Annotated in this window: 24 protein-coding genes; 17 read left to right on the top strand and 7 right to left on the bottom strand. The window is 75.2% G+C overall.

Annotation, left to right across the window (positions count from 1 at the left end):
- Positions 1-28 precede the first annotated feature (28 nt).
- From AB0442_RS16790 to AB0442_RS16775, 4 genes are all read left to right on the top strand, one after another.
- Positions 29-835, top strand: a complete 807-nt coding sequence (locus tag AB0442_RS16790) for a MerR family transcriptional regulator (protein WP_366163525.1) — start codon at positions 29-31, stop codon at positions 833-835.
- Positions 832-2,067, top strand: a complete 1,236-nt coding sequence (locus AB0442_RS16785) for a glycosyltransferase (RefSeq protein WP_366163523.1) — start codon at positions 832-834, stop codon at positions 2,065-2,067. The genes AB0442_RS16790 and AB0442_RS16785 overlap by 4 nt, the downstream gene beginning before the upstream one ends.
- 89 nt (positions 2,068-2,156) lie before the next feature.
- The gene (locus AB0442_RS16780) at positions 2,157-2,561 is read left to right on the top strand and encodes a hypothetical protein (RefSeq protein ID WP_366163521.1); all 405 of its coding nucleotides are present in this window, start codon (positions 2,157-2,159) and stop codon (positions 2,559-2,561) included.
- Between the two features lie 318 nt (positions 2,562-2,879).
- Positions 2,880-3,596, top strand: a complete 717-nt coding sequence (locus tag AB0442_RS16775) for a VanZ family protein (RefSeq protein WP_366163520.1) — start codon at positions 2,880-2,882, stop codon at positions 3,594-3,596.
- A gap of 80 nt (positions 3,597-3,676) precedes the next feature.
- On the opposite strand, the gene AB0442_RS16770 is transcribed toward AB0442_RS16775, so the two are convergent.
- The 3 genes from AB0442_RS16770 to AB0442_RS16760 form a co-directional block, all read right to left on the bottom strand.
- The gene (locus AB0442_RS16770) at positions 3,677-4,333 is read right to left on the bottom strand and encodes a toll/interleukin-1 receptor domain-containing protein (RefSeq protein ID WP_366163518.1); all 657 of its coding nucleotides are present in this window, start codon (positions 4,331-4,333) and stop codon (positions 3,677-3,679) included.
- 47 nt (positions 4,334-4,380) lie between these two features.
- Positions 4,381-4,839, bottom strand: coding sequence for a toll/interleukin-1 receptor domain-containing protein (locus AB0442_RS16765; protein ID WP_366163516.1), 459 nt, complete (start codon positions 4,837-4,839; stop codon positions 4,381-4,383).
- A 63-nt stretch (positions 4,840-4,902) separates the two neighbouring features.
- On the bottom strand, positions 4,903-6,249 hold the full coding sequence (locus tag AB0442_RS16760; protein ID WP_366163514.1) for a hypothetical protein: 1,347 nt from the start codon (positions 6,247-6,249) through the stop codon (positions 4,903-4,905).
- A 675-nt stretch (positions 6,250-6,924) separates the two neighbouring features.
- Between AB0442_RS16760 and AB0442_RS16755 the strand changes: the two genes are divergently transcribed.
- Positions 6,925-7,293 (top strand): metalloregulator ArsR/SmtB family transcription factor, encoded by a 369-nt coding sequence (locus AB0442_RS16755; protein WP_344624899.1) that lies wholly within the window; start codon positions 6,925-6,927, stop codon positions 7,291-7,293.
- A 31-nt stretch (positions 7,294-7,324) separates the two neighbouring features.
- On the opposite strand, the gene AB0442_RS16750 is transcribed toward AB0442_RS16755, so the two are convergent.
- Positions 7,325-8,218, bottom strand: a complete 894-nt coding sequence (locus AB0442_RS16750; protein WP_366163512.1) for a 2-dehydropantoate 2-reductase — start codon at positions 8,216-8,218, stop codon at positions 7,325-7,327.
- A 296-nt stretch (positions 8,219-8,514) separates the two neighbouring features.
- Here AB0442_RS16750 and AB0442_RS16745 point away from each other — a divergent pair, with 296 nt between their 5' ends.
- From AB0442_RS16745 to AB0442_RS16730, 4 genes are all read left to right on the top strand, one after another.
- The gene (locus tag AB0442_RS16745; protein ID WP_366163511.1) at positions 8,515-9,459 is read left to right on the top strand and encodes a LysR family transcriptional regulator; all 945 of its coding nucleotides are present in this window, start codon (positions 8,515-8,517) and stop codon (positions 9,457-9,459) included.
- A gap of 104 nt (positions 9,460-9,563) precedes the next feature.
- A complete protein-coding gene (locus AB0442_RS16740; protein WP_366163509.1) occupies positions 9,564-9,902 on the top strand; it encodes a hypothetical protein in 339 nt (112 codons plus the stop codon).
- An 89-nt stretch (positions 9,903-9,991) separates the two neighbouring features.
- Positions 9,992-11,503, top strand: a complete 1,512-nt coding sequence (locus tag AB0442_RS16735; protein WP_366163508.1) for a hypothetical protein — start codon at positions 9,992-9,994, stop codon at positions 11,501-11,503.
- A 3-nt stretch (positions 11,504-11,506) separates the two neighbouring features.
- On the top strand, positions 11,507-11,740 hold the full coding sequence (locus tag AB0442_RS16730; protein WP_366163506.1) for a hypothetical protein: 234 nt from the start codon (positions 11,507-11,509) through the stop codon (positions 11,738-11,740).
- A 9-nt stretch (positions 11,741-11,749) separates the two neighbouring features.
- Here AB0442_RS16730 and AB0442_RS16725 read toward each other — a convergent pair whose 3' ends face one another.
- Together AB0442_RS16725 and AB0442_RS16720 are read right to left on the bottom strand one after the other, a co-directional pair.
- The gene (locus AB0442_RS16725; RefSeq protein WP_366163504.1) at positions 11,750-11,977 is read right to left on the bottom strand and encodes a hypothetical protein; all 228 of its coding nucleotides are present in this window, start codon (positions 11,975-11,977) and stop codon (positions 11,750-11,752) included.
- A complete protein-coding gene (locus AB0442_RS16720) occupies positions 11,965-12,390 on the bottom strand; it encodes a hypothetical protein (RefSeq protein WP_366163502.1) in 426 nt (141 codons plus the stop codon). Before AB0442_RS16720 ends, AB0442_RS16725 begins: the two co-directional genes overlap by 13 nt.
- 214 nt (positions 12,391-12,604) lie before the next feature.
- On the opposite strand from AB0442_RS16720, the gene AB0442_RS16715 reads away from it, so the two are divergent.
- Positions 12,605-13,201 (top strand): hypothetical protein, encoded by a 597-nt coding sequence (locus AB0442_RS16715; RefSeq protein ID WP_366163500.1) that lies wholly within the window; start codon positions 12,605-12,607, stop codon positions 13,199-13,201.
- Positions 13,202-13,311: 110 nt separating this feature from the next.
- Entirely contained in the window at positions 13,312-13,887 is a 576-nt protein-coding gene (locus tag AB0442_RS16710; RefSeq protein ID WP_366163498.1) for a hypothetical protein, read from the top strand.
- A 13-nt stretch (positions 13,888-13,900) separates the two neighbouring features.
- Here AB0442_RS16710 and AB0442_RS16705 read toward each other — a convergent pair whose 3' ends face one another.
- Complete coding sequence (locus AB0442_RS16705; protein WP_366163496.1) at positions 13,901-14,884, bottom strand: Lrp/AsnC family transcriptional regulator; 984 nt, start codon at positions 14,882-14,884, stop codon at positions 13,901-13,903.
- Positions 14,885-15,014: 130 nt separating this feature from the next.
- On the opposite strand from AB0442_RS16705, the gene AB0442_RS16700 reads away from it, so the two are divergent.
- The 6 genes from AB0442_RS16700 (at position 15,015) to AB0442_RS16675 (ending at position 22,384) form a co-directional block, all read left to right on the top strand.
- Positions 15,015-16,499, top strand: coding sequence for an MFS transporter (locus AB0442_RS16700; RefSeq protein WP_366163494.1), 1,485 nt, complete (start codon positions 15,015-15,017; stop codon positions 16,497-16,499).
- Positions 16,500-16,639: 140 nt separating this feature from the next.
- Entirely contained in the window at positions 16,640-18,427 is a 1,788-nt protein-coding gene (locus AB0442_RS16695; protein ID WP_366163492.1) for a thiamine pyrophosphate-requiring protein, read from the top strand.
- A 5-nt stretch (positions 18,428-18,432) separates the two neighbouring features.
- Positions 18,433-18,885, top strand: coding sequence for a hypothetical protein (locus tag AB0442_RS16690; protein ID WP_366163490.1), 453 nt, complete (start codon positions 18,433-18,435; stop codon positions 18,883-18,885).
- A 3-nt stretch (positions 18,886-18,888) separates the two neighbouring features.
- Positions 18,889-19,569: a gluconate 2-dehydrogenase subunit 3 family protein gene (locus AB0442_RS16685; RefSeq protein WP_366163488.1), complete on the top strand. Its 681-nt coding sequence runs from the start codon at positions 18,889-18,891 to the stop codon at positions 19,567-19,569.
- Positions 19,566-21,287 (top strand): GMC family oxidoreductase, encoded by a 1,722-nt coding sequence (locus AB0442_RS16680; protein WP_366163486.1) that lies wholly within the window; start codon positions 19,566-19,568, stop codon positions 21,285-21,287. Before AB0442_RS16685 ends, AB0442_RS16680 begins: the two co-directional genes overlap by 4 nt.
- Positions 21,284-22,384: an enolase C-terminal domain-like protein gene (locus AB0442_RS16675; RefSeq protein ID WP_366163484.1), complete on the top strand. Its 1,101-nt coding sequence runs from the start codon at positions 21,284-21,286 to the stop codon at positions 22,382-22,384. The genes AB0442_RS16680 and AB0442_RS16675 overlap by 4 nt, the downstream gene beginning before the upstream one ends.
- The last annotated feature ends 14 nt before the right edge of the window (positions 22,385-22,398 follow it).

The following is a 22,398-nucleotide window of genomic DNA, read 5'->3' as shown; positions in this document are numbered from 1 at the left end:
AGGCTGAGGTCGACGAAAGGGCACGGGGATGAACTACTCCGTCGGACAGGTCGCGGCGTTCGCCGGGGTGACCGTCCGCACACTGCACCACTACGACCGGGCGGGACTGCTCTCGCCGAGCGGCCGCAGCGACGCCGGCTACCGCCTCTACGACGACGCCGACCTCGCCCGGCTCCAACAGATCCTCTTCTACCGGGAACTCGGGATCCCGCTCGACGGGATCGCCGAGATCCTCGCCGACCCGGACGCCAACGCCCTGCAGCACCTCCTGGACAGGCAGCGCCGGTTGGGCGAGGAGATCGCCAGGCTCCAGCGGCTCGCCGAGGTCGCGGAACAGGCGATCGCCGTCCAGCGGACCGGCGTCGCGATGACCCCGCAGGAACGCTTCGAGGTGTTCGGCGAGATCGCCTTCGACCTCAGCTACGCCACCGAGGCCCAGCAGAAGTGGGCGCACTCCGAGGGACAGCGCGAGTCCATGGCGCGCGCCGCCGCCCACAGCAAGGAGGACTGGCGCCGGCTCATGGCCGAGGCCGCCGCCTGGCGGACCGAACTGCTCGCCGCCTTCGACGACGGCGAACCGAGCGACGGAGAGCGGGCCGGCGACCTCGCCGAGGAGCACCGCCTGCACATCGCCCGCTGGTTCACCACCTGCCCGCCCGAGATGCACCGCCGGATCGCCGACGACTTCGCCGCCGACCCGCGCGCCTTCGCCCTGGTCGTCCCGCCCTCCCAGCAGCGGCCGGGCCTCGCCGAGTACCTGCGCGCGGCCGTCCACGCCAACGCCGACCGCCGCACCGCCGACCCCGGCCGCTCCGACGCCGGGGAGACCCGATGAGGATCCTGATCGCCGCCGCCGGATCACGCGGTGACATCGCGCCCTACACCGGCCTCGGCGCCGAACTGCGCCGCGCCGGGTACGCGGTCGCCCTCGCCGCCGCCGACCCCTTCGCCCCCCTCGTCCGTGCCGCCGGACTGGAGTTCCGCAGCCTGCCCGCCGACACCAAGGCGCGCCCCGGCATCGGCACCGGCCCCGGCACTGCCCCGGACCGGCGCGAACTGATGCGCACCGCCGCCGCGTTCGTCACCGAACTCGGCCAGGGCTTCGCCGACGCCGTGGACGGCGGTGCGGACCTGCTCCTGCTGTCCGCCACCACGGCACCGCTCGGCTGGCACCTCGCCGAGGCCACCGGCATCCCGAGCCTCGGCGTGCACCTCCAACCCACCGCCCCCACCGGCGACTTCCCGCCGACCGTCCCCGGCGTCCGACCGCTCGGCCGCTTCGGCAACCGCATGACCGGACGCCTCGCGCTCCGCGTCGCCGACCGCCTCTACGACCCCGCCGTCACGCAGCTGCGGCGCCGCCTCGGGCTGCCGCCGTGCTCCGCCGCCGCGATGCGCCGCCGGCAGGAACGGGCGAACCGGCCCGTCCTGTACGGCTTCAGCACCGCCCTGGTGCGCCGCCCCGCCGACTGGCGCCCCGGTCTCGAGATCGCGGGAACCTGGTGGCCCCATGTCGACGCCGACGACCGACTGCCTCCAGAGGTGGAGGACTTCCTGCGGTCCGGCCCGCCGCCCGTGCTCGTCGGCTTCGGCAGCATGGCCTCCGGCGAGGGGGAGCGGCTGAGCGACCTCGCCGTCCGGGCGCTGCGCCGCGCCGGCCTGCGCGGCATCCTCCAGGCCGGCGCCGCCGGACTCGCGGCCGAGGGCGACGACGTGCTGACCGTCGGGGACCTCCCGCACGCGCTGCTGTTCCCGCGGCTGGCCGCGGTGGTCCACCACGCCGGCGCCGGCACCTCGGCCGCCGCACTGCGGGCCGGCGTGCCCGCGGTCACCGTGCCGGTCACCGCCGACCAGCCGTTCTGGGCCGGACGGCTGGCCGCGATCGGCGCCGCCGCCGACCCGATCCCCTTCCGGTCCCTCACGGCCGAAGCCCTGGCCGAGTCACTGCGCCGGATCGTGCACCGGCCGGCGTACGCCCGGGCCGCCGCGGGGGCCGCCGAGCACATGGCGGGCGAGGACGGTGCGGGCCGCGTCCTGCTGGCCGTCCGGCAGCTGACGGACGGCTGACCGGAGCCGCGGTGGCGGGCGCTCCTCGGTGGCGGCCGTTCCCCGGTGGACGGACAATCCATCGTGGTCCTGGAGACACCGGAGGCGGCATGACAGACCCGCAGACCATCCTCGAACACGCCCGCCACGGCGCCGCACCGGCGAACTGGCGGGTCTTCACCAAGAAGCGGGGAAAGCTGTCCGGCCTGCTGCACGGGTCCTCGCGCGACCCCGACCCGCTGCTGGTGATCACTCCCGAGGGCGCCGTCGAGTACCGCGACGACCGGACGCCGCCGGACGTCATGGGCTTCGCCGACCTCGACGGGGTGGAACTGAAGGTCCGCGGGCAGAGCTTCTCCGACAGCAGCACGGTGAGCATCGCCGTCTGGCTGGACCTCCGCTACCGCGGCGGAGGCAAGGCGAAGTGGCGGCCCGCGGCCTTCGGCGACGACCTGCAGGCGATCCAGGGATTCCTGGAGGCCTACGGCGCCCACAAGGCCCTGCGCGGCGGCTGACACGCCCGCACGGCCGGAGGCGCGCGCCAGGAGGCGTCCGGTGCGCCTCCGAGGACACGCGCCAGGGTTCCGGCCCGTGGATGCTGCTGGTCTCGAGAGCCGGGCCCTGACCTTCTCCGGGTGGATTCCGCCGGAGCTGGTCTCGCTGCTGGTGGAGCGCGGCCGGCCCGACGACGGGTCGCCCTTCTGACGCACGCCGTCCCGCGGGGTGGTCCTGACGGTACGGCCGCCCGGGAGTTGCGGCAGTGCGATACTCGCGGACGAATGATCAGCATCCGCCGTGGCCGGGCCGGCCGGCCCGCCGTCGACAGTGGAGCCATGGACCGTACCGCAACACCCCCAGCACCGGCCCGCCGCATCCGCCGGGCCGTCCTCGCCGGCCCGGCGGTCCTCGGTGCCGCGGTCGTGGCCTTCCTCGCGCAGCGGCCGCTCCACCACCACCGCGACGGGTGGCACGCCTGGCTCGGCACGATCAACGGCGTGGTGTTCCTGACCACGGCCGGGCTGCCGCTGGCCGCGCTGGCCGTGTGGGCGCTGGCACGCCGTCGGAGTGCCACCGGCACCTCGCCGGGGTGGGCGCGGCGCACCGCGCTGGCCGAGGTCGGCATCGCCTACGGGACGCTGCCGTGGGTGTGGATGATCATGCTGCCGGGTGCCGGGGCCGGCACCGCTCCCCGCCGGGTGAGCCTGGTGCCGCTGCGGGACCTGATCGAGGTCCTCGCGGGCAGCCCGGTCACGGCGGCCGTCCAGGTCGTCGGCAACCTGCTGGTGTTCGCGGCACTCGGCTGCTTCGCCCCGATGCGGTTCGCGGCACTGGCGTCCGTGCCGCGGATCCTGGCGCTGGGGGCGGGCTGCTCCGTCCTGGTCGAGACGGCGCAGTACGTGCTGTGGCTGGACCGGGTGTCCTCCGTGGACGACGTCCTGCTGAACGCCGCCGGCGCCGGGCTGGCCGCCCTCGCCTCCCGCCGCCGGTGGCGTGCCGCCGACCCGGCACCGTCGGACCGGCCCCGACCGGCCCCGCTACCGGCACGCTGAACCAGCCCGGCGGACCGCGCGGCTCGGCACCGTCAGGCGCCCGACCGTGAGGGAGGACCCGGCCGTCTCCCTTCGGCCGGTCAGAAGCGGCGGCGCCACCATCGTCCGGTCGACCTGAGGGTGACCACCAGCAGCAGGACGAAGACGAGGCTGCGCCACAGGTCGCCGGAGTCGCCCGACCGGCCGGTGTAGGCGAGGGCGCCGTAGAGGAACGCGGCGCCGTCGATGCCGAGCAGGATCAGCAGCATCCGGGTGTCGGGCGCGAGGGCCGCGAGGCCGCCGGCCGGATAGGCGGGGGCGCGGCGGCCGGGGTAGCCCGGGCTGCGGGAGGGCTTGAGGCGGGTCTCGCACACCGCTGCCAGGAGGGCCCGCTGCGCCGCCCTGCGGTCCAGCCCGACGAGCGACACCGGTTCGAGGTTGTCGAGCAGCGCGCCGCCGTGGCCGGGGACGACCTCGACCGGGACGATGCGGCGGCGTTCGCCCGCAGGGTCGGTGCGCAGGAACGCGGACCACTGGGCGCGGGAGTCGGCGGACAGTCGGTAGTCCGGCGACAGGACGGCGATCAGGCGCTCGACGTTCCCGAGGTCGCTGTCCTCCGCCAGCACCCGGTTGGTGCCGGGCAGGGCGTGGTCCCAGGCGCGGAGGCGGACGCTGTACCCGGCCGATTCGAGCTGCCAGCCGATCCATTCGGCCCAGGACAGGTCGTCCTCGGCGTACGAGACGAAGAAGTCGATCACGGTGTACCGGTCCGTTCTCCGCCGGGCGGCCGGCGGATGATGTGCGGTCAGGAGCGACCGGGGAAGGGCGGATCCGGGTTCCGGGTGGCGCGCGGGTCCTGCAGGCCGTCGAGCAGCCGCCGGCGGGCGGTGGCCTCGTCCACGTCGTGGAGCGGGATGTGGATGCGCGGCCCGAGCAGCCCGTCGAGCTCGAAGTCCTCGACGAGGAGCGGGACGAGGAGCCGGCGCCGGCCGTCCGGGTCCAGGCGGAAGACCGCCGACCACTCCGCCGCGGTGAATCCGGAGCGCATGTACGCCTGGCTGAGCAGCAGGACGAGGCGCTGCGAGCCGGCCAGCGCGCGTTCCATGGCGAGGACGAAGTTGTCGCCGACGGCGAAGTCCAGGAACTGGACCACGACCGTGTGGCCGGCGTCCTCCATCACCTCGGCCGTCCACTCGGCCCAGGCGCTGTCCGCCCGGGTGTAGCTGATGAAGAAGTCGGCCTTCCGCGGTGCTCCGGTCGTCATCCGGGTTCTCCTCTCGTCCAGGTGCACACATCGGGTCGGTGCGGGTCGCCGGGGCCGCGCCGGTCAGCGGGTCTGCAGGTCGGTGTCGAGGACGACGGCCCTGTCGTTGCCGAGCATCCCCAGCCCGTAGGCGGGTACGGCGCCGATCGCGCCGGAGCCGAAGACGAGCGAGGTGTCCTTCACCTCGGACCGCACCGAGCCGTCCTCGGCGCTCAGCAGCACCACGCCGCGCGGCCCGTTGACCCCGACCAGACCGGACCGCACCACGGCGGGCTTCGTCTCCTCGACCGGGATGCTCCAGACCGGCGCCGTCATGTCGGTGACGCGGTAGAGCGCCAACCGCTTCCCGCCGTCGGCGGTGGCGAGGATCCTGCCACCGCCCTGGACGACGTCGGCGAGCCCCTTCGGAACGGGCCCCCGGGCGACGACCCTCCCCGTCCGCACGTCGTAGGCGAAGACCGCCCGGTCGGTGCTGTGGAGGATCCTGACCGGGCCGTCCGGGTACTCCTGCGGGTTCGGGAGCGGCGGCACGTCGACGGACCACCGCTGCCGACCGGTGACCAGCGAGAAGCCCTTGACGGTCATGCCGCTCGCCGGATCCACGTCGGGCTGCTCCAGCCGGACGCCGTACGGGGAGTACTCGGCGCCGCTGCGGGACGCCTCGCCGTGCCACAGCTCCTTGCCGGTGTCGCCGTCGAGGAGCGTGCTGCCGTGCAGCGAGACGAGGACGGTGTGCGGGTGCCCGTCCTCCTCGTCGGTGCCCTCGACGGCCTCCGCGCGGCCGGCCGAGTCGTCGTCGCGCTGCTCCGCGGGCACCCAGTCCTCGACGGGACTCCTCCAGAGCGAGCGGCCCGTCCGGGCCTCCAGGCACTCGACGAAGAAGTGGTTCTCCGCCTTGGTGAGCGCGCCGGCGGGAGTCACGGCCCGGGAGACGACGTAGACGTGGTTGCCGGCGGGAATCCGCGCGGTGCCCTGCGGGTCGTCCCGGGTGAAGGCCAGGGTGCCGTGGACGACGTCCACGACCGTCGTCCGGACGGGGTCGTCGGTCCAACAACCCGTCATCATGAGGCCGCCGGCCAGGAACTGCGTGCTGATGACGGGGACGCCGCCGGTGCCGGGGCAGGGTGCCAGCGAGGTGAGGCGGTCCAGCGGCAGGACCGTCCCCGGCGCGGCGCCGGCGGACGCCGTCGTGGCACTCGCACCGGCACCGGCGGACGGAGCCGCGGCGGCACCGCTCGACGGTGCAGCCGCGGAGGCGAGGCCGCCGGAGCCGGACGGCGGCGATCCGCCGGAGGAGCAGGCGGCCGACAGCAGCAGGGCCAGCGGCAGGACGAGCAGCCGGCCGGCGGCCCGGCGGCCGGGACGGTTCCCTGCGGCAGTCCGGCCGCCGCGTGCTTCGGATCGCACCATGCACCTCGCTTGTGTCCGTCGCCGGGCTGCCGCCGTCGCGGCGGTCGGCTCCCCGGGCTCGTGGGCCGTACGCCGGAAGGGATCCGGGCACCGTGCGCGCGGCCGCGGTCTTTCCACGGGCTGCGCCGGGGCGGCCGATCGGGACAGATCCTGCCACCGGTCCGGAGCACGGCAGGCGGGGATTTCGGACCGTACCGGTGACCGCGGCCCGCCGTTCCCGAGGTCCCGGTGGCGCGCGCCCGGGCGGCGGACCCGCCCCGCCCCCGCCGCCCGGCGGACCGACGACCACGAACGGAACGGGCCCCCGGCGGCCGCACGCCGGGCGCGCGGCTCCCGACCGGCCCGTGCAGCGGCGCACGGCGCGGCAGGGGAGCGCGCGGGCAGCGCAGAGGAGCGCGGCACCGGCGGGTGGGGGCCGGCCGGCGCCGTGCGGGCCGCGGCCCGCCGCCGCGCCGTCTCCGTACACCCGTTCGGAGGCGGCGACTTGGCCAGTTGCGCATCTGTTCACTTCTGCGTGTGGCAGCGCCCGGTGCCCCCGGGCCGATACGGTCCCCGGAGCGCGTCGCGGAGGCCGCCGACACCCACGAGCCCTCGTGCCCGGTCACAGGCCGGGCCTGTGACCTGCGTTGCTACAGTCGAACCAGTACGCGAACCCACGACACGGACGGTGACCCCATGCATGCCGGCGCCCCGCAGCAACCCTCTGTCGCCACGGTGCCGCTCTACCAGATCAAGGCGGAGTTCTTCAAAACCCTCGGCCACCCCGTGCGGATCCGGGTCCTCGAACTGCTCAGCCAGCGCGAGCACGCCGTCGCCGAACTCCTCACCGACGTCGGCGTGGAGGCCTCCAACCTCTCCCAGCAGCTCGCCGTGCTCCGCCGCGCCGGGGTGGTCACCTCCCGCCGCGACGGCGCCACCGTGATCTACCGGATCGCCAGCCCCGAGGTCGCCGAACTGCTCGCCGTCGCCCGGTCGATCCTGACCGACGTGATCACCGGCCGGGCGGAGCTGCTCGGCGACCTCCGCCCGGGCCCGCTCGGCTGACCGACCGTCGTCCGGGCCGTCCGGGGCGGCGTCACACCTCCCGGCCGGTGCCGTGGGCGACGTCCGCGACCAGCCGGGCCGTGGCCGGGGCGGCGATCCCGTGGGCGGCGGCGGCTCGCAGCACGGCGCCGCCGATCGCGTCGAGTTCGAGCGGCCGGCCGGCCTCCGCGTCGCGCTGCATCGAGGACTTCATCGCGTGCGGCGAGCGGTCGAAGAAGGCGAGCACGTCCTCGGCCGTCACCGCGGTGCCCGCGGCCCGGGCGACACCGGTGATCTCCTCGACCACGGCGACGAGTTCCGGGCGCAGGTCGCTGCGGACCGTTCCGGCGTCCGTCCGGTACCGGGTGGTCAGCAGGGCGAACGGTGCCAGGAAGGCGAGCTTCTCCCACAGCATCGAGGTCTCGTCGGACCGCAGGGTCGCGCCCAGGCCCGCCCCGCGCAGGGCCTCGGCCAGGTCGTCCGCCGGTCCGGCGAGTTGGACGTCGGCGAACGGGCTGCCGTGGCGGATGCGTCCCGGAGCGGTGCGGGTCGCCTCGACCCTGATCGTGCCGGCGACCACCCGCGTCGCGGGGCGGCGTCCGCGCAGCACGGCGAGGTGGTCGAGTCCGTTGAGCAGCGGGACCACGGCGGCGCCGCCGAGGACCCCGGCCGGGACCCGGTCGAGCGCCGACTCCAAGGCGGTCTGCTTGACCGTCACGAAGAGGGCGTCCACCGGCTGCCGCAGCAGCGTGTCGGCCTCGACCGCGACGGTGAACTCCCCGAACCGGGCGCTCTCGACGTGCAGACCGTCCCTGCGCAGGACGGCCGCGGTGGACTCGCCGGCCAGGCAGACGACGCGGTGTCCGGCACGGGCGAGCAGCGCGCCGATCAAGCCTCCGACGCCGCCCGGTCCGAGGACGGCCACGGTCAGGGGGGTGGTGGTCACATGTGCTCCTGTGGTCTGCGGGTCCGGTGCGGCCGAGTGCCGCGAAGTGCCCCACGGATCACCGCACTTCACGGCCGGCGCCGATGCGGCTCTCCGCGCGGGCGAATTGCGGCTCTCCGTGCGGGCGAACAGGGGACCGTGCGGGTCGACACCCGCCGCCGCACCCGCCCGTCCGGATCGGGTGGAGGCGGCGGCGGGTTGCCGCCCTGGGCCCTGCAGCGATGATCAAGCATGGTGAAAACCCAAGTCAATCCTCGGATTCGCTGCCACGGACCCAAGCGATACCTTGGGTCACCGTGACACTCGACGACCTCCGCGTCTTCACCGCCGTCTGCCGGACGGGCTCGCTGAGCGCCGCCGCCCGGGACCTCTCCTGCACCCAGTCCGCCGTCAGCCAGCACGTGAAGCGGCTGGAACGCGAGCTGGGCCTGAGCCTGCTCGAACGGCACACCCGCGGCGTGCTGCCGACCGCGTACGGGCGCATGCTCGACGCGGCCGTCACCGAGGGACTGGGGTGCATCGACCACGCCCTGCGGCGGCTCGAGGACGCGGCCCGCGCCGGTGTCGGCCCGGTTCGGGTCACCACGGGTGCCACCACCGTGCGGCATTTCATGGCCGCGGCCGTGGTCGACTTCCGGCGGCACTTCCCGCGGGCCAGCCTCGAGTTCCAGACCGAGACCGCCAGCCGTGGCTGCTTCGACGCCCTGGCCGCAGGCAGCGTCGACCTCGCCTGGATCACCCTCGGGCCCGCCGCCCGCGCCGTCGAGCAGCGCCCGGTGGTCGAACTCCCGTGGTCCCTCGCCGTCTCCGCCGCCGACCCGCTCGCCACGAGGACCGAGGTATCGCCGACCGACCTGCAGGACGCGCGGCTCATCGGGCTCCCCGAGAACTCGACCGCGCGGCGCCAACTCGGTGCGTGGCTGACCGAGTCCGGGATCCGGCCGGTCTTCGACACCAGCGTCACCGACTGGGACACCGCGATCCTCCTCGCCGAACTGGGCCTCGGCCACGCCGTCGTCCCGACCCTGCCCGCCTGGAGCGGCCCCGGCCACCCCGACCTGCGGCTGATCCCCGTCCCCGGACTGCCGGCCCTCACCGCGGGCTGGGCCGTCCGCCGCTGGGACGCCCTCTCACCGCTGGCGCTCGCCTTCGCCGAGACCGTCGAGCGGCACTGCGGCACCGCAACCCTCCCGCGACACCCGGCCGACCGGCTCACCCCGCCGGAACCCGGGCGCCGGTAGGCCGCTCCTGCCGGCTCCTTCCGCCCATGGCACACCGACCGGTGGCCTGTCCGGGATTCGCCGTACTCCGGTACGGGTTCGCCCGGGCCGTGCATGATCGGGCCGTGGAGAGACCTGGGGGGACGTGGTGGGAACACCGCCGCGACCGCGAACTGGCCGCGCTCGTCGACGAGCTCGCGCTGTGGGGCCACGAGGACCTGGACGACCCGGGCGCCGGGGAGCTGGCCGCACTGATCCGCCGGAGCGCCCGCGAGGCGGCCGGGCCGCATCCGGCCGACGCCGTGCCCGGCACGGCCGCACACCTGGAACTCGCCGCCGCCGCGGCCCGGGAGGCGGACGCCTTCCGCGGCTCGTTCCTGCCCCAGGTCGTCCGGAACCTCACCCGAGCCCGCAACCACCTCCGACACGCCCGCGCCACCCGCCAGGCGGACCACCCGGGGTGACCCTCGGCGCCCCCGCCCGACCATCCTGCCCTCCGGCCGCCACGGAAAACCGGGGGACACCCCCACGGCCGGTGCAGCAGGATGACGCGGTGACTCCCGCCCTGCTCGGCCTCGCCGCGAACCCGGCCCTTCCGCCCGCCCTGGTCGACCGACTGATCGCCGCAGCGGACGAGGAGCTCGCCCAGGAGCTGGCGCTGCGGCCGGACCTGAGCCGTACCCAGGTCCGCAGGCTCGCGGCTCGGTCCCAGGCGGCCGCCGTCGGGCTCGCCCGCGAGGGCAGCCTGCAGCCGGCGGACACCGATCCGGCCGTGCAGCCGCTCGCCGCACTCGCCCTGCTCGACGAAGGAGCCGGACTGCCCCGATGGGCCCGCCACTTCGCCTCGCACCCGCGGGCGGAGCACCGGGAGAAGCTCGCCGCCTGCCCGGACCTCCCACCGGACGTGGCCCGCACCCTCGCGGACGACCCGGACCCCGCGGTCGTCGCCGAACTCGGCTCCTGGGCCCCGGCGCACCTGGCCGCCGAACTCGCACGGCATCCGCACGCGCAGGTCCGCCGGGCGGTCGCAGGCAACCGGTCGACCCCGCCCGACCTGCTGGCCGCGCTGCTCACCGGTGAAGGACTCCCGCCGGCCCGCTCCTGCCGGGTCTGCGACCAGGAGGACGTGCCCTTCGTCCACACCGCCGACTGCCCCCGCCGGGACTGTGCGCTGCTGCCCGGCGACGAATGCGACGGATCCCACCGGTCCGCCGTGCACGAGATCCAGTGGCAGGCACTGCACAACCCGGCCACCCCGGCAGCGGCCGTGGCCCGGTTCGCCGACTGCCCCTCCGCACTGCTGCGCCGCCTCGTCGCGGCCCGCGGAGGCCTGCCGCAGCGCGTCTACAGCCGGCTGGCCGGGGACCAGATGCCGATGGTCCGTGCGGAACTGGCACGGAACCCCTCGACCGGCGAGGCCCTGATCCGGCAGCTCGCCGAGGACCGCGGCCACGACGTCCAGCGGTCCCTCGCGCACCACCCGCACCTGCCGCTGGACGTCCTGGCCCGGCTGGCCCGCTCGACCCGGCTCGGTCCGGTGCTGCTCCCACGCGTCGCCGCGGCCACCCCCGCGGAGACCGCCGGTCTCGCCGCGGCGGCCGACCCGACGCTGCGGATGCTGGTCGCCCTGCGCCGTGACCTGCCGGACGCGGTCCGCGACGCGCTCGCGTGCGACCCTGACGCCAAGGTGCTCAAGGCGATCGCCCCGCACCCGGGCCTCACCGAGGTGCAACTGCTCGCCATGATCGGTCGTCACGGTCCCCGGGTGGCCGGGCAGGTCGCCACCAACCCCGGTGCGACCGCGGCCGTCCTGGAGGCGCTGACCCGCCCGCCGGCCGCGGTCCGGAAGGCCCTGCGCGAGATCGCCCGGCACCCGAATTCACCGGTCCCCGCACTCCTCGCCTGCCTGGACGACCCCCGCGCCCGTCCCGTCGCCGCCGCACGTCCGGAACTCCCCGCCGGAGTCGTCGTCGGACTGCTGGCCGACGAGGACCCGGAGGTCGCGGCGGCGGCCGCCGCCAACCCCGCCCTGCCCGCCGACGCGATGAGGGCGCTGCTGCCCTGAGGCGTGTGGCGGGAGGCGGGCTCGGATACGTGGCAGTGCGGTCCGGTCGCGTTCGGGCCGGGGGAGTCCGACGGTGCCGGGTGGCTGTTCGAGCTGCTGGTGGACGGCAGCGCCGAGGCCGTCCGCCGTGACGCCGAGGACCACTACGGGCGCGCCGTCGACCCGCAGGCCGTCGCCGCGGTGCTGGCGGGCGTCCCGCTGGACCGCCGGACGGGCCGCGCGGTGGCGGACGGCTGACCGCGGACCTCAGTCCCGGCCGGGGACGCCGGTGCGCTGGCGGTCCTCGTCGGGTGTGCTCGGGCGCTCGCCGGGCTCGCAGTGGTAGCAGCGGTAGGTGCGCTCGTCCTTCCGGTACCACTGGTGGTCGCCGCAGTCCTTCGCGCCCTTGGGGAACATCCACATGAGGGCGGCGGGCAGTGCGCCCCTGGCGTCGGTGCGCCACCGGTAGCGGCCGGTGCTGCTCAGAAGAACCACCCCGGGGTCTCGCGGTAGGCGGGCATCGGGTAGTCACAGACGGAGCCGGCCGAGCGGTACTCGGCCGCCGTCCGGGCGGCGATCCCCGCGCCGGCGTGGTCGAGCGCGTCGGAGCCGACGACCGCGGTCAGCGCGATCGCCGCGTAGACCAGCGGTGCCGCGATCCGGCTCGGGGTGTCGATGACGAGGTGCATCACACCGATCGCGCACACCAGGCCGGCTCCGATCATCACCGAGACGACCACCCAGAAGACGGCGCCGAGCGAGGCCGGGTTCTTGCACAGCAGGTACTCGTGCGGCGGCTCCACCCAGGTCCGCTCGTAGACGGCGGCGGCGACGAGGAGCACGCCGCCCATCGGGAGCAGCGCCCAGCGCCGGGAGACGGGTCGGGTCCGCTCGGTGGTGACGTGCAATGCGCTGTGCCTTCCGGTTCGGCGGGGCCGGAGGGAGCCCGCGCCGTTGATCCGGGAGAGCGTAGCGGACGGCGGTGAAGCGGCCGCGACCAGTGCCGATGCGCCGTCACCTGGTGCTGCCGGGCACGGCCGCCGGCGGGTGACGGGTCGTACCGGAAGGCGAGGAGTCAGTACGGTCCACGCGGACGATCGACGGCGGACGAACGGGGGACTGATGACGGCGGGACGTCGCAGACGGATCACCCGGGGGCTCAGGGGCCTGGCGCTGGCGGCGCTGCTGGCGTACCTGCCCGGGGTTCAGGCCTCGCACTCGGGCGGGCTGGTGGAGGCCGAGCGCTGGTTCGACCACCCGGTGCTGCTGGTCGGGGCGGCGGTGGTGCTGACGGTGGCCTCGGTGGTGGTCGAGTTCGAGTTCCGTACCCGGTGGTCGCAGATCGGCTGCGCGGCGGCCCTGGCGGCGCTCGTCCTCGTCGGCACGCCGATCGTGTTCCTGGCGGTCACCCTCGGCGGTGACGGGAGACCGGTCGACCGGAAGGTCCACCCGGGCCACCCGGACCGGGTGCCGGCCGTGACCGACATCGCCTTCTCGATCGACCCGACCTACCGCGTGGAGCTCCTGACCGGCAGCGGCTGGTCCGCCCGCCACTGGGAGCCGGGGGTGTGGGACGAGCGCGACGGGCGTGGCTTCTTCACGTCGGCCGAGTGGTCGGGGCCGGACCGGATCACGGTGACCACGGAGAAGGAGATCGCGGTCTTCACCCTGGATCCGGCCACCGGCCGGCCGGGCGAACCGAGCGTCGTGCGCCGATAGGGGCGTCGTCAAAGGTCGTGGGCGCCCCCAGCCGCCCCCGGCGCCCCTGAGCCGACCGTCCGAGCGCCCTTCGACGGCGCGTCCGAGGCCGGCTCGGGCATGATGGCCCGGTGAAACTCGACGTCGTGCTCGCCGGTGACCACGTCCGCCTTCCGGGGCCCGTCCCGGGTGCCGCCTCCGGCGGGGAGCGCATCGTCCCCGCGACGGCCGTGCGGGACGCCGATCCGCAGGCCGACCCGCCGGAGATCCGGACCGTCCTGGGCGAGACCCTCTTCGTCCCGGCCGGCAGGCGGGCCGCACTGGAATCGTTCTGCACCGCCAACGGGATTCCCCGGCGGTCCAGGCCCGACGTGTGGGGCGACCTCCTCGAACCCTTCCTCGACACCGAGTTCACCCCCGGGCGCCTGGCCGCCACACGGGCCCGGCTGCGCCGGGTCGGTCTCGGTGACGAGGAGGTGGCCGCGATCAGGGCGAGGGTCGCCCCGCTGATGCGCGCCTACAACGCCGTCCACCAGGACTGGCACCACCTCGGCCTCGCCGACCTCCTGGACGCCGCCACCGCCGCCCGGATCCCTGAGCACCGGCCGGTCGGGTCCACCGACGCGGACGCGTTCCGCACCTGGGCCATGGAGATCGCGGACCTCGGCTTCCCCGGCCCGGGCGTTGAGGTCGGCCCGGGGCATTGAGCCCGGCGGGGCGTCAGTTGCGCAGGGTGGCGGCGGCCTTGAAGGTGCGCAGGACGGGGGCGGTCTCGATGCGGGTGATGGCGTCGAGGGCGATGCGCCGGGTCAGGTAGTGGTGCAGGGCCTCGGCGTTGCGGCAGAGGGCGTGGGCGACGAGGTTGGTGGGGCCGGTCGTGGCGGCGACGACGGCGAGTTCGTCGTGGGTGGCCAGGGCGGTGGCGACCTCGTCGAGTCGGCTGGGGGCGACCTGCATCCAGAGCAGGGCGGAGACGGTCGCGCCGAGCAGGGCGGGTTCGATGTCGATGTCGAAGAACAGGGCGCCGCGTGCCCGTAGGTCGGTGAGCCGGCGGGCGGCGGTGGCGGGTGTGGTGCCGGTGGCGGCGGCCAGCTCCGCGTAGCTCGCCCGGGCGTCCTCGCGCAGGGCCGCGAGCAGGCGCATATCGGCGTCGGTGAGCAGGTACGCCTCGCCGTCCGGCTCCGCCGGTTCCACGGCCGTGGCGTCGTGGGCGCGGAGCCGGGCCTCCTGTTCGGCGGTGAGCGTGCGGATCCGGCCGCGCCAGGCGGTCGGGCCGCCGACGTAGGTGTGCAGCAGGTAGTGCGCGGAGACGGCGGTGATGCCGGCGGTGCGCGGGATGTCACGGAGCAGGAGGGAATGGGCGTCCGGTCCGCCGGGTGCGGTGTGGACGATCGCGACGATCTCGGTGCCGCCGGAGGTGAGCCGGACCCAGGAGGTGTCGGGCCGGCGGGCCAGTGCGGTCGCCAGGTCGTGGGCGGTGCGGGTGGCGGCGGTCAGCCGGAGGAACCACTGGTGCGTCCGGGTGCTGCGCGGGGTCGGCAGGGCGACCACCCGCAGGCCGCCCTCGGCGTGCAGGCGGCGGTAGCGGCGCCCCGCGGTCTGGGTCGAGCAGCCGAGCACGTCGGCGACGAGGGTGAACGGGGCGCGGGCGTCCACCTGGAGGGCGTGGATCAGGCCGCGGTCGAGGTCGTCCAGTTCGAGCACATTCGCCAATCTAGCGGTGCTCGGTGGAACGGATCCACGATTCGGGCCCGGTGGATGGAAGCGCGCCGGGGCACGGCGCCAGGGTGGTGGACGCGGGCCGCCGCCCGCCACGACCAGCCACGGGGGACCCATGACCCAGCACTCCGACACGCCCGCCGCCCGCCCGGGCCACCGCACGCCAACCGTGCCCGACCGGCCGGCCCCGGCCGCGTACCGGTGGCGGTGGACCGCCCTGGTCGCGCTGCTCACCGCCGAGGCCATGAACCTGCTCGACGCGACGGTGGTGCAGGTCGCCGGCCCGGTCATCCACGCCGACCTGGGCGGGCCCGCGGCCGCGATCCCCTGGTACGGCGCCGCCTACACCCTCGCGTTCGCCCTCGGCCTGCTGACGGCCGCGCGCCTCGGCGACATCGCCGGCCGCCGCCGGGTCTTCCGGACCGGCGTCACCGCGTTCGCCGTGGCCTCGCTGGCCTGCGCGCTCGCTCCGAGCGGCGGTGCGCTGATCGGTCTGCGGGCGGTGCAGGGGGCCGCCGCGGCGCTGATCGTCCCGCAGACCTTCGGGCTGATCCGGGCGATGTTCGAGGGCGCGGAACTCCCCAGGGCCCTGGGCGCCATCGGGCCGGTGATGGGGCTCGCCGCGGTGCTGGGCCCCGTGCTCGGCGGGGTGCTGACCCACGCCGACGTGTTCGGCACGGGCTGGCGAGCGGTGTTCCTGGTGAACCTGCCGCTCGCGGCCGCCGTCCTGGTGATCGCCCCGCGCCTGCGCGAGGACCGCGCCCGGGTGCGGCCCCGCCTCGACCCGGTCGGCATCGTCCTCTCCGCGGCCGGCACCGCGCTGCTGGTCTGCCCGCTCGCCTCCGGCACCGGCGTGCCGGGCCCGGCCGCGGGAGTTGCTGCCGGGCTCGGCGCAGCCGTCCTCGCCGCCTTCGCCGTGCAGCAGCGCCGGGCCGCTGCGGCCGGCCGCACCCCGCTGGTCGAGCCGTCGCTGCTCCGCGGCCGCGCCTTCCCGGCGGCCCTGGCCACCTCGACGCTGTTCTTCGCCACCATGAACGGCCTCATGATCACCGTGGTGCTGCACCTGGAACTCGGCCTGCACCACGGCCCGCTCGCCACCGGGCTGACCCTGCTGCCCTGGTCCGCCGGGCTCGCCGCCGCCTCCTGGGCCGCGGGTGCCCGCCTCGTCCCCCGGTACGGCACCCGGGTGCTGCACGCGGGCCTCGCCACCCTCGCCGCCGGGCTGGCCGCCGCGGTGCTCGCCCACCGTGCCGCGCCCGCCGGCCACTACCCGCCCGGCCTGCCGTTCGCCCTCGCCGCGGCCGGCCTCGGCGTCGGGCTGTTCACCCCGCCGTTCTTCACGGCGGCGCTGAGCCGCGTCTCGCCGCAGGAGACCGGGTCGGCGGCCGGGCTGCTCAACGCCGTGCAGCAGCTGGGCGGCACGCTCGGCACGGCGCTCGTCGCGGGCGTCTACCTGGCCGGCGGCGGCGCGGGGCGGCCCGCGACCCTCGGTGCGCAGTACGCCCTGGGGACGGCGGGTGCGCTGCTGGGGGCGACCGCGGTCGCCGCCCGGCTGATGACCGCAGGCGGTCGTGCGGACGCGGCGGAAGGACCCCGCTGATGGCGTGCCGACGGTGGCCGCCGGCACCCGTGCCGTGCGGCGGCCGGAGGGGACCGTACGGGTTTTGCCGCCGCCACAGCGGTTAGCTGCCCTCAGAGGGGTGCACCGCTCCTCGCCCGAGCCAGAGGAGGAGCCGGCCGATGAAGGTCTCCGACTACGTACTGCAACGCCTCCGGGAATGGGAGGTGGAGTACGTCTTCGCCTACCCCGGCGACGGAATCAACGGGATCCTCGCCGCCTGGGGACGGGCCGAGGACCGGCCGCGGTTCGTCCAGGCCCGGCACGAGGAGATGGCCGCCTTCGAGGCCGTCGGCTACGCGAAGTTCTCCGGCCGGACGGGCGTGTGCGCGGCCACCTCCGGCCCCGGCGCCATCCACCTGCTGAACGGCCTGTACGACGCCAAGCTCGACCACGTTCCGGTGGTGGCGATCGTCGGCCAGACCGACCGCAGCGCGATGGGCGGCTCCTATCAGCAGGAGGTCGACCTGCTGAGCCTCTACAAGGACGTGGCCTCGGAGTTCTGCGAGATGGTCACCGTCCCCGAGCAGCTGCCGAACGTGCTGGACCGGGCGATGCGGGTGGCCACGGCGAAGCGCACCGTCACCGCCGTGATCATCCCGGCCGACGTGCAGGAGCTGGACTGGGAACCGCCCGCGCACGCCTTCAAGCAGGTGCCCTCCAGCCTCGGTCTCGGCCGCTGGGCGCCGATCCCCGCCGAGGAGGACCTCGCCCGGGCGGCGGAGATCCTCAACGCCGGCGAGAAGGTCGCGATGCTGGTCGGGCAGGGCGCCCGGCACGCCCGCGCCGAGGTCGAGGAGACCGCCGAACTGCTCGGCGCCGGTGTCGCCAAGGCCCTGCTCGGCAAGGACGTGCTGCCGGACACCCTGGTGTACGTCACCGGCTCGATCGGCCTGCTCGGCACCCGCCCGTCCTACGAGCTGATGCGGGACTGCGACACCCTGCTGGTGGTCGGTTCCAGCTTCCCGTACACCCAGTTCCTGCCGGAGTTCGACCAGGCCAGGGCGGTGCAGATCGAACTCGACCCGTCGATGGTCGGCCTGCGCTACCCCTTCGAGGCCAACCTGGTCGGCGACGCCGCCGAGACCCTGCGCCGGCTGATCCCCATGCTGGAGCGCAAGGAGGACCGCAGCTGGCGCAAGACCGTCGAGGAGAACACCGCCCGCTGGTGGGAGGTCATGCAGCGCAGGGCCGAGGTCCCCGCCGAACCGCTCAACCCGGAGCACGTGGTGCACGCCCTCGACGCCCTGCTGCCCGAGGACGCGATCGTCGCCGCCGACTCCGGCTCCGCCGCCAACTGGTACGCCCGGCACCTGCGGATGCGCGGCACCATGCGCGGCTCCCTCTCCGGCACCCTCGCCACCATGGGCCCCGGTGTGCCGTACGCGATCGGCGCGAAGTTCGCCCACCCCGACCGGCCGGCGATCGCGATCGTCGGCGACGGCGCCATGCAGATGAACGGCCTCGCCGAGCTGATCACCGCCGCCAAGTACTACCAGGAGTGGTCGGACCCGCGGCTGGTCGTCGCCGTCCTCAACAACCAGGACCTCAACCAGGTCACCTGGGAGATGCGCGCCATGCAGGGCGCCCCCCAGTTCGAGGCCTCGCAGAGCCTGCCCGACGTCCGCTACGCCGACATCGCGGTGCTGCTCGGCCTGCACGGCGTGCGCGTCGAACGGCCGGAGGACGTGGAACCGGTGTGGCGTCAGGCCCTCGCCGCCGACCGTCCGTTCGTCATCGACTTCCGCACCGACCCGGCCGTCCCGCCGATCCCGCCGCACGCCAGCTGGGACCAGATCAAGTCCGCCGCCTCCGCCGTGCTGCACGGCGACAGCGACCGCGCCGCCGTGGTGAAGCAGGGTGTGAAGGCCAAGATCCAGGAGTTCCTGCCCGGCGGGGGGAAGAAATGAGCGCCGTGCGCAGTCTCCGGGAGCACCCGGCCGCCGCGGCCACTCGGATGGCGGCCAACGTCCGGTACGGCCGCATCGAACGGTCGCTGTCGCTGCTGACCTCCGCGGGCGCGCTGATCACCGCGGCGGAGATCTACCTGGAGCACGACCGGGCCGGCTTCGGGAACCGGATGATGTGGTGGCCCGTGGCGCTGGGCCCGCTCGGCGCCGCGGCCGGCATCGCCGGCTTCCGCAGCGAACGCGCCGCGCACACCGTGCTGCCGGTGGTCTCCGCGGCCGTCGTCGCCAACGGGCTGCAGGGCACCTGGCTGCACGTCCGCGGCATCGCGCAGAAGCCCGGCGGCTGGTCGATGGCCCGCTTCAACATCGAGACCGGGCCGCCGCTGTTCGCCCCGCTGCTGGTCACCATGGTCGGCGGCATGGGCCTGCTCGCCTCCGTGCTGCGCCGGGAGCGGTGAGCCGTGGGAGGACAGCACCTGCCGATCGGCCGCCGCGTCCCGTCGGGGGAGAGCGGCCGCCGCTTCCCGGACTTCGACGTCCTCGACCAGGTTCCCCACTGGGACCCGGCCACCGGGGCCACCGTCGTCGGCCGCCTCGCCCGCCAGCCGGACCTGCGGTTCTTCACCCCCGCCGAGGAGGCGACCGCCGGCGCCCTGTTCGACCGGCTGCTCGCCCAGGACGGCCCGCCCGGCGCCCCGAAGGTACCCGTGCTGCAGATGGTCGACGCCCGGCTCGCCGAGGCGCAGACCGACGGCTGGCGCTACAGCGACATGCCCGAGGACGGCGACGCCTGGCGGGCCACCCTCGCCGCCCTCGACGAGGACGCCGCGGAGCGGTACGGCGCCGCCTCCTTCGCCGACCTCGACACCGGGCAGCAGAAGGAGCTGGTCCAGGCCGTCCAGGACCTGCACGGCAAACCCTGGCACGGCCTGCCGGCCCAGCACGTGTGGAGCCTGTGGACCCGCTACGCCTGCACCGCCTTCTACGCCCACCCCTGGGCCTGGAACGAGATCGGCTTTCCCGGCCCGGCCTACCCGCGCGGCTACCAGCGCCTCGGCATCGGCCTGCGCGAGCCCTTCGAGGCGGCGGACGCGGACCCCGTCGACCCGGCAGACCCCCGTGACGGAAGGAGGACCGGATGAGCGGCGCCGTACGCAGCCGGCTCCGCGAGGCCGCCGGCACCCTGCGCCTCACCGCCTCCTCGCAGAAGGCGATCCGCGAACGCAACGCCTCCGCCTGGCTGCTGCCCGAGGACGGCGCCCGCTTCGACCACCGGCTGGTCGAGCACATGCGGCGCTTCGACGACACCGAGGAGGTCGACCTCGTGGTGGTCGGCTGCGGGGCGGGCGGCGCCACCCTCACCCAGCGGATGGCGCACGCCGGCTGGTCCGTGGTCTGCCTGGAGGCCGGGCCGTTCTGGGATCCGGACACCCACTGGGTCAGCGACGAGGCCGGCTCCCACCACCTGTACTGGACCGAACCGCGGGTCATCTCCGGCACCGACCCCGTCCCGATGGGCTCCAACAACTCCGGCCGCGGCGTGGGCGGTTCGACCGTGCACTTCGCCGGTTTCGTGCCCCGCTTCCACCCCTCCGACTTCTCCACCCGCACCGACGACGGCGTCGGCGCCGACTGGCCGATCCGCTACGAGGACCTGCGGCCCTCCTACGAGCGGATCGAGCAGGAGCTGCCGGTCGCCGGCCAGTACTGGCCCTGGGGCGACCCGCACCCCTACCCGCACGCCCCGCACCCGGTCGGCGGCAACGGCGAGGTCCTGCTGCGCGGCGCCGACGCCCTCGGGCTGAACGCCCGGGTCGGCCCGGTCGCCATCACCAACGGCCGCTTCGGCAACCGCCCGCACTGCATCTACCGCGGCTTCTGCCTGCAGGGCTGCAAGGTCAACGCCAAGGCCTCCACCCTGATCACCCACGTGCCCGACGCGCTCGCGCACGGCGCCGAGATCCGCACCGAGGCGATGGCCGTCGCCGTCGAGACCGACCCGCAGGGCCGCCGCGCGATCGGCGTGCGCTACCTGCGCAACGGCCGCGAACACCTGCAGCGGGCCCGCACGGTGGCGGTGGCCGGCTACTCGGTCGAGACCCCCCGGCTGCTGCTCAACTCCGCCAACCGCCGCTTCCCCGACGGCCTGTGCAACGACCACGACCAGGTCGGCCGCTACCTGATGGTCCAGGGCGCCCCGCAGACAGCCGGACGCTTCACCGAGGAGATCCGCTCGTACAAGGCACCCCCGCCGGAGGTCTCCTGCGAGGACTTCTACGAGACCGACCCCGCCGCCGACTTCAAGCGCGGCTACGCGATCCAGACCATCTCGCCGCTGCCGATCACCTGGGCCGAGCACGTCGCCGCCCAGGGCCACTGGGGGCACGACCTGCGCCGCTACATGCAGGACTACATCCACTGGGGCACCCTCGGCGCGCTCTGCGAACTGCTGCCGCTGCCCGGCAACCGGGTCACCCTCTCCGGGGAGAAGGACCGCCACGGCCTGCCGGTCGCCGACTTCGCCTACAGCCAGTGCGACAACGACCGGGCCGTCATCAGGGCCGCCCGCGCCACCATGGAGCGGATCCTGAAGGCGGCCGGCGCCACCGAGGTCATCACCATCGAGCGCTACGCCCACCTGGTCGGCGGCTGCCGGATGGCCGCCCGTCCCGAGGACGGCGTCGTCGACGGCGACCTGCGCAGCTTCGCCGTCCCCAACCTGATGATCACCGACGGCAGCGTGCTGCCCACCCAGGGCTCCGCCAACCCGGCGCTGACCATCATGGCGCTGGTCGACCGCGCCGCGCAGCGGCTGGTCGCCGGGGCGCGCGGCGGCCCGGCGGAGCGGAGCCGGCCGTGAGCGGCGGACCGGCGCTGGACGGCCTCGACGTCCAGGTGCTGGAGATCCCGACCGACGGCCCCGAGGCGGACGGCACCCTCGCCTGGGACAGCACCACCATGGTCCTCGTGACGGCCCGGGCGGGGGAGGCCACCGGCCTCGGCTGGACGTACGGCGCCCCCGCCACCGCGCAGGCCGTCACCGGGCTGCTCGCCCCCGCCGTCACCGGCCGCCCGGTGCTGGACGTGCCCGCCGCCAACGAGGCGATGGCCCGGGCCGTCCGCAACGCCGGCCGCCCCGGCCTGGTCGCGGGCGCCGTCTCCGCCGTCGACATCGCCCTGTGGGACCTCAAGGCCCGGCTGCTCGACCTCCCGCTGGTGCGCCTGCTCGGCGCCGCCCGCGACGAGGTGCCCGTCTACGGCAGCGGCGGCTTCACCACCTACTCCGACCACCGGCTCGCCGAGCAGCTCACCGGCTGGTCCCGGCAGGGCCTCACCCGATTCAAGATCAAGATCGGGGAGGGGTGGGGCGGCGACGAGCAACGCGACCTGCGGCGCACCGAACGGGCCCGCGCCCTGATCGGCGAGGACGCCGAACTGTACGTCGACGCCAACGGCGCCTACACCCGCAAACAGGCCGTCCGGATCGGCCGCACCCTCGCCGGACTCGGCGTCACCTGGTACGAGGAACCCGTCTCCTCCGACGACCTCGCCGGCCTCGCCCTCGTCCGCGACACCGTCACCGCCGACGTCGCCGCCGGCGAATACGGCTACGACCTGCCGTACTTCGCCCGGATGGCGCCGACCGTCGACTGCCTGCAGGCCGACGCCACCCGCTGCGGCGGCCTCACCGTCTGGCTGCGCGCCGCCGCCCTCGCCGAGGCGCACGGCCTCCGACTCTCCGGGCACTGCGCGCCGCACGTGCACGCCCACGCCGCCGCCGCGATCCCCAACCTCCGCCACCTGGAGTGGTTCCACGACCACGTCCGCATCGAGCACCTCCTCTTCGACGGGGCCCTGGACCCCGCCGGCGGCAGCATCCACCCCGGCGAGAGCGGGGCCCCCGGCCTCGGACTGACCCTCAGACCGCAGGAGGCCGAACGCTTCCGCACCCACTGAACCCGGCAGAGAGG

The sequence above is a fragment of the Kitasatospora sp. NPDC085895 genome, from assembly GCF_040702125.1.
Lineage (GTDB): Bacteria > Actinomycetota > Actinomycetes > Streptomycetales > Streptomycetaceae > Kitasatospora > Kitasatospora arboriphila.
Note: the sequence above shows the minus strand (reverse complement) of the source record. Positions and strands in the feature narration are given on the sequence as shown.

Bases quoted from the DNA above. Each gene is read 5' to 3' on its own strand.
- AB0442_RS16755 (WP_344624899.1), top strand. From the start codon at position 6,925: ATGCATGCCGGCGCCCCGCAGCAACCCTCTGTCGCCACGGTGCCGCTC.
- AB0442_RS16765 (WP_366163516.1), bottom strand. From the start codon at position 4,839: ATGACGACCGGAGCACCGCGGAAGGCCGACTTCTTCATCAGCTACACC.
- AB0442_RS16700 (WP_366163494.1), top strand. From the start codon at position 15,015: ATGACCCAGCACTCCGACACGCCCGCCGCCCGCCCGGGCCACCGCACG.
- AB0442_RS16790 (WP_366163525.1), top strand. From the start codon at position 29: ATGAACTACTCCGTCGGACAGGTCGCGGCGTTCGCCGGGGTGACCGTC.
- AB0442_RS16715 (WP_366163500.1), top strand. From the start codon at position 12,605: ATGACGGCGGGACGTCGCAGACGGATCACCCGGGGGCTCAGGGGCCTG.
- AB0442_RS16695 (WP_366163492.1), top strand. From the start codon at position 16,640: ATGAAGGTCTCCGACTACGTACTGCAACGCCTCCGGGAATGGGAGGTG.
- AB0442_RS16680 (WP_366163486.1), top strand. From the start codon at position 19,566: ATGAGCGGCGCCGTACGCAGCCGGCTCCGCGAGGCCGCCGGCACCCTG.
- AB0442_RS16760 (WP_366163514.1), bottom strand. From the start codon at position 6,249: ATGGTGCGATCCGAAGCACGCGGCGGCCGGACTGCCGCAGGGAACCGT.
- AB0442_RS16780 (WP_366163521.1), top strand. From the start codon at position 2,157: ATGACAGACCCGCAGACCATCCTCGAACACGCCCGCCACGGCGCCGCA.
- AB0442_RS16785 (WP_366163523.1), top strand. From the start codon at position 832: ATGAGGATCCTGATCGCCGCCGCCGGATCACGCGGTGACATCGCGCCC.
- AB0442_RS16775 (WP_366163520.1), top strand. From the start codon at position 2,880: ATGGACCGTACCGCAACACCCCCAGCACCGGCCCGCCGCATCCGCCGG.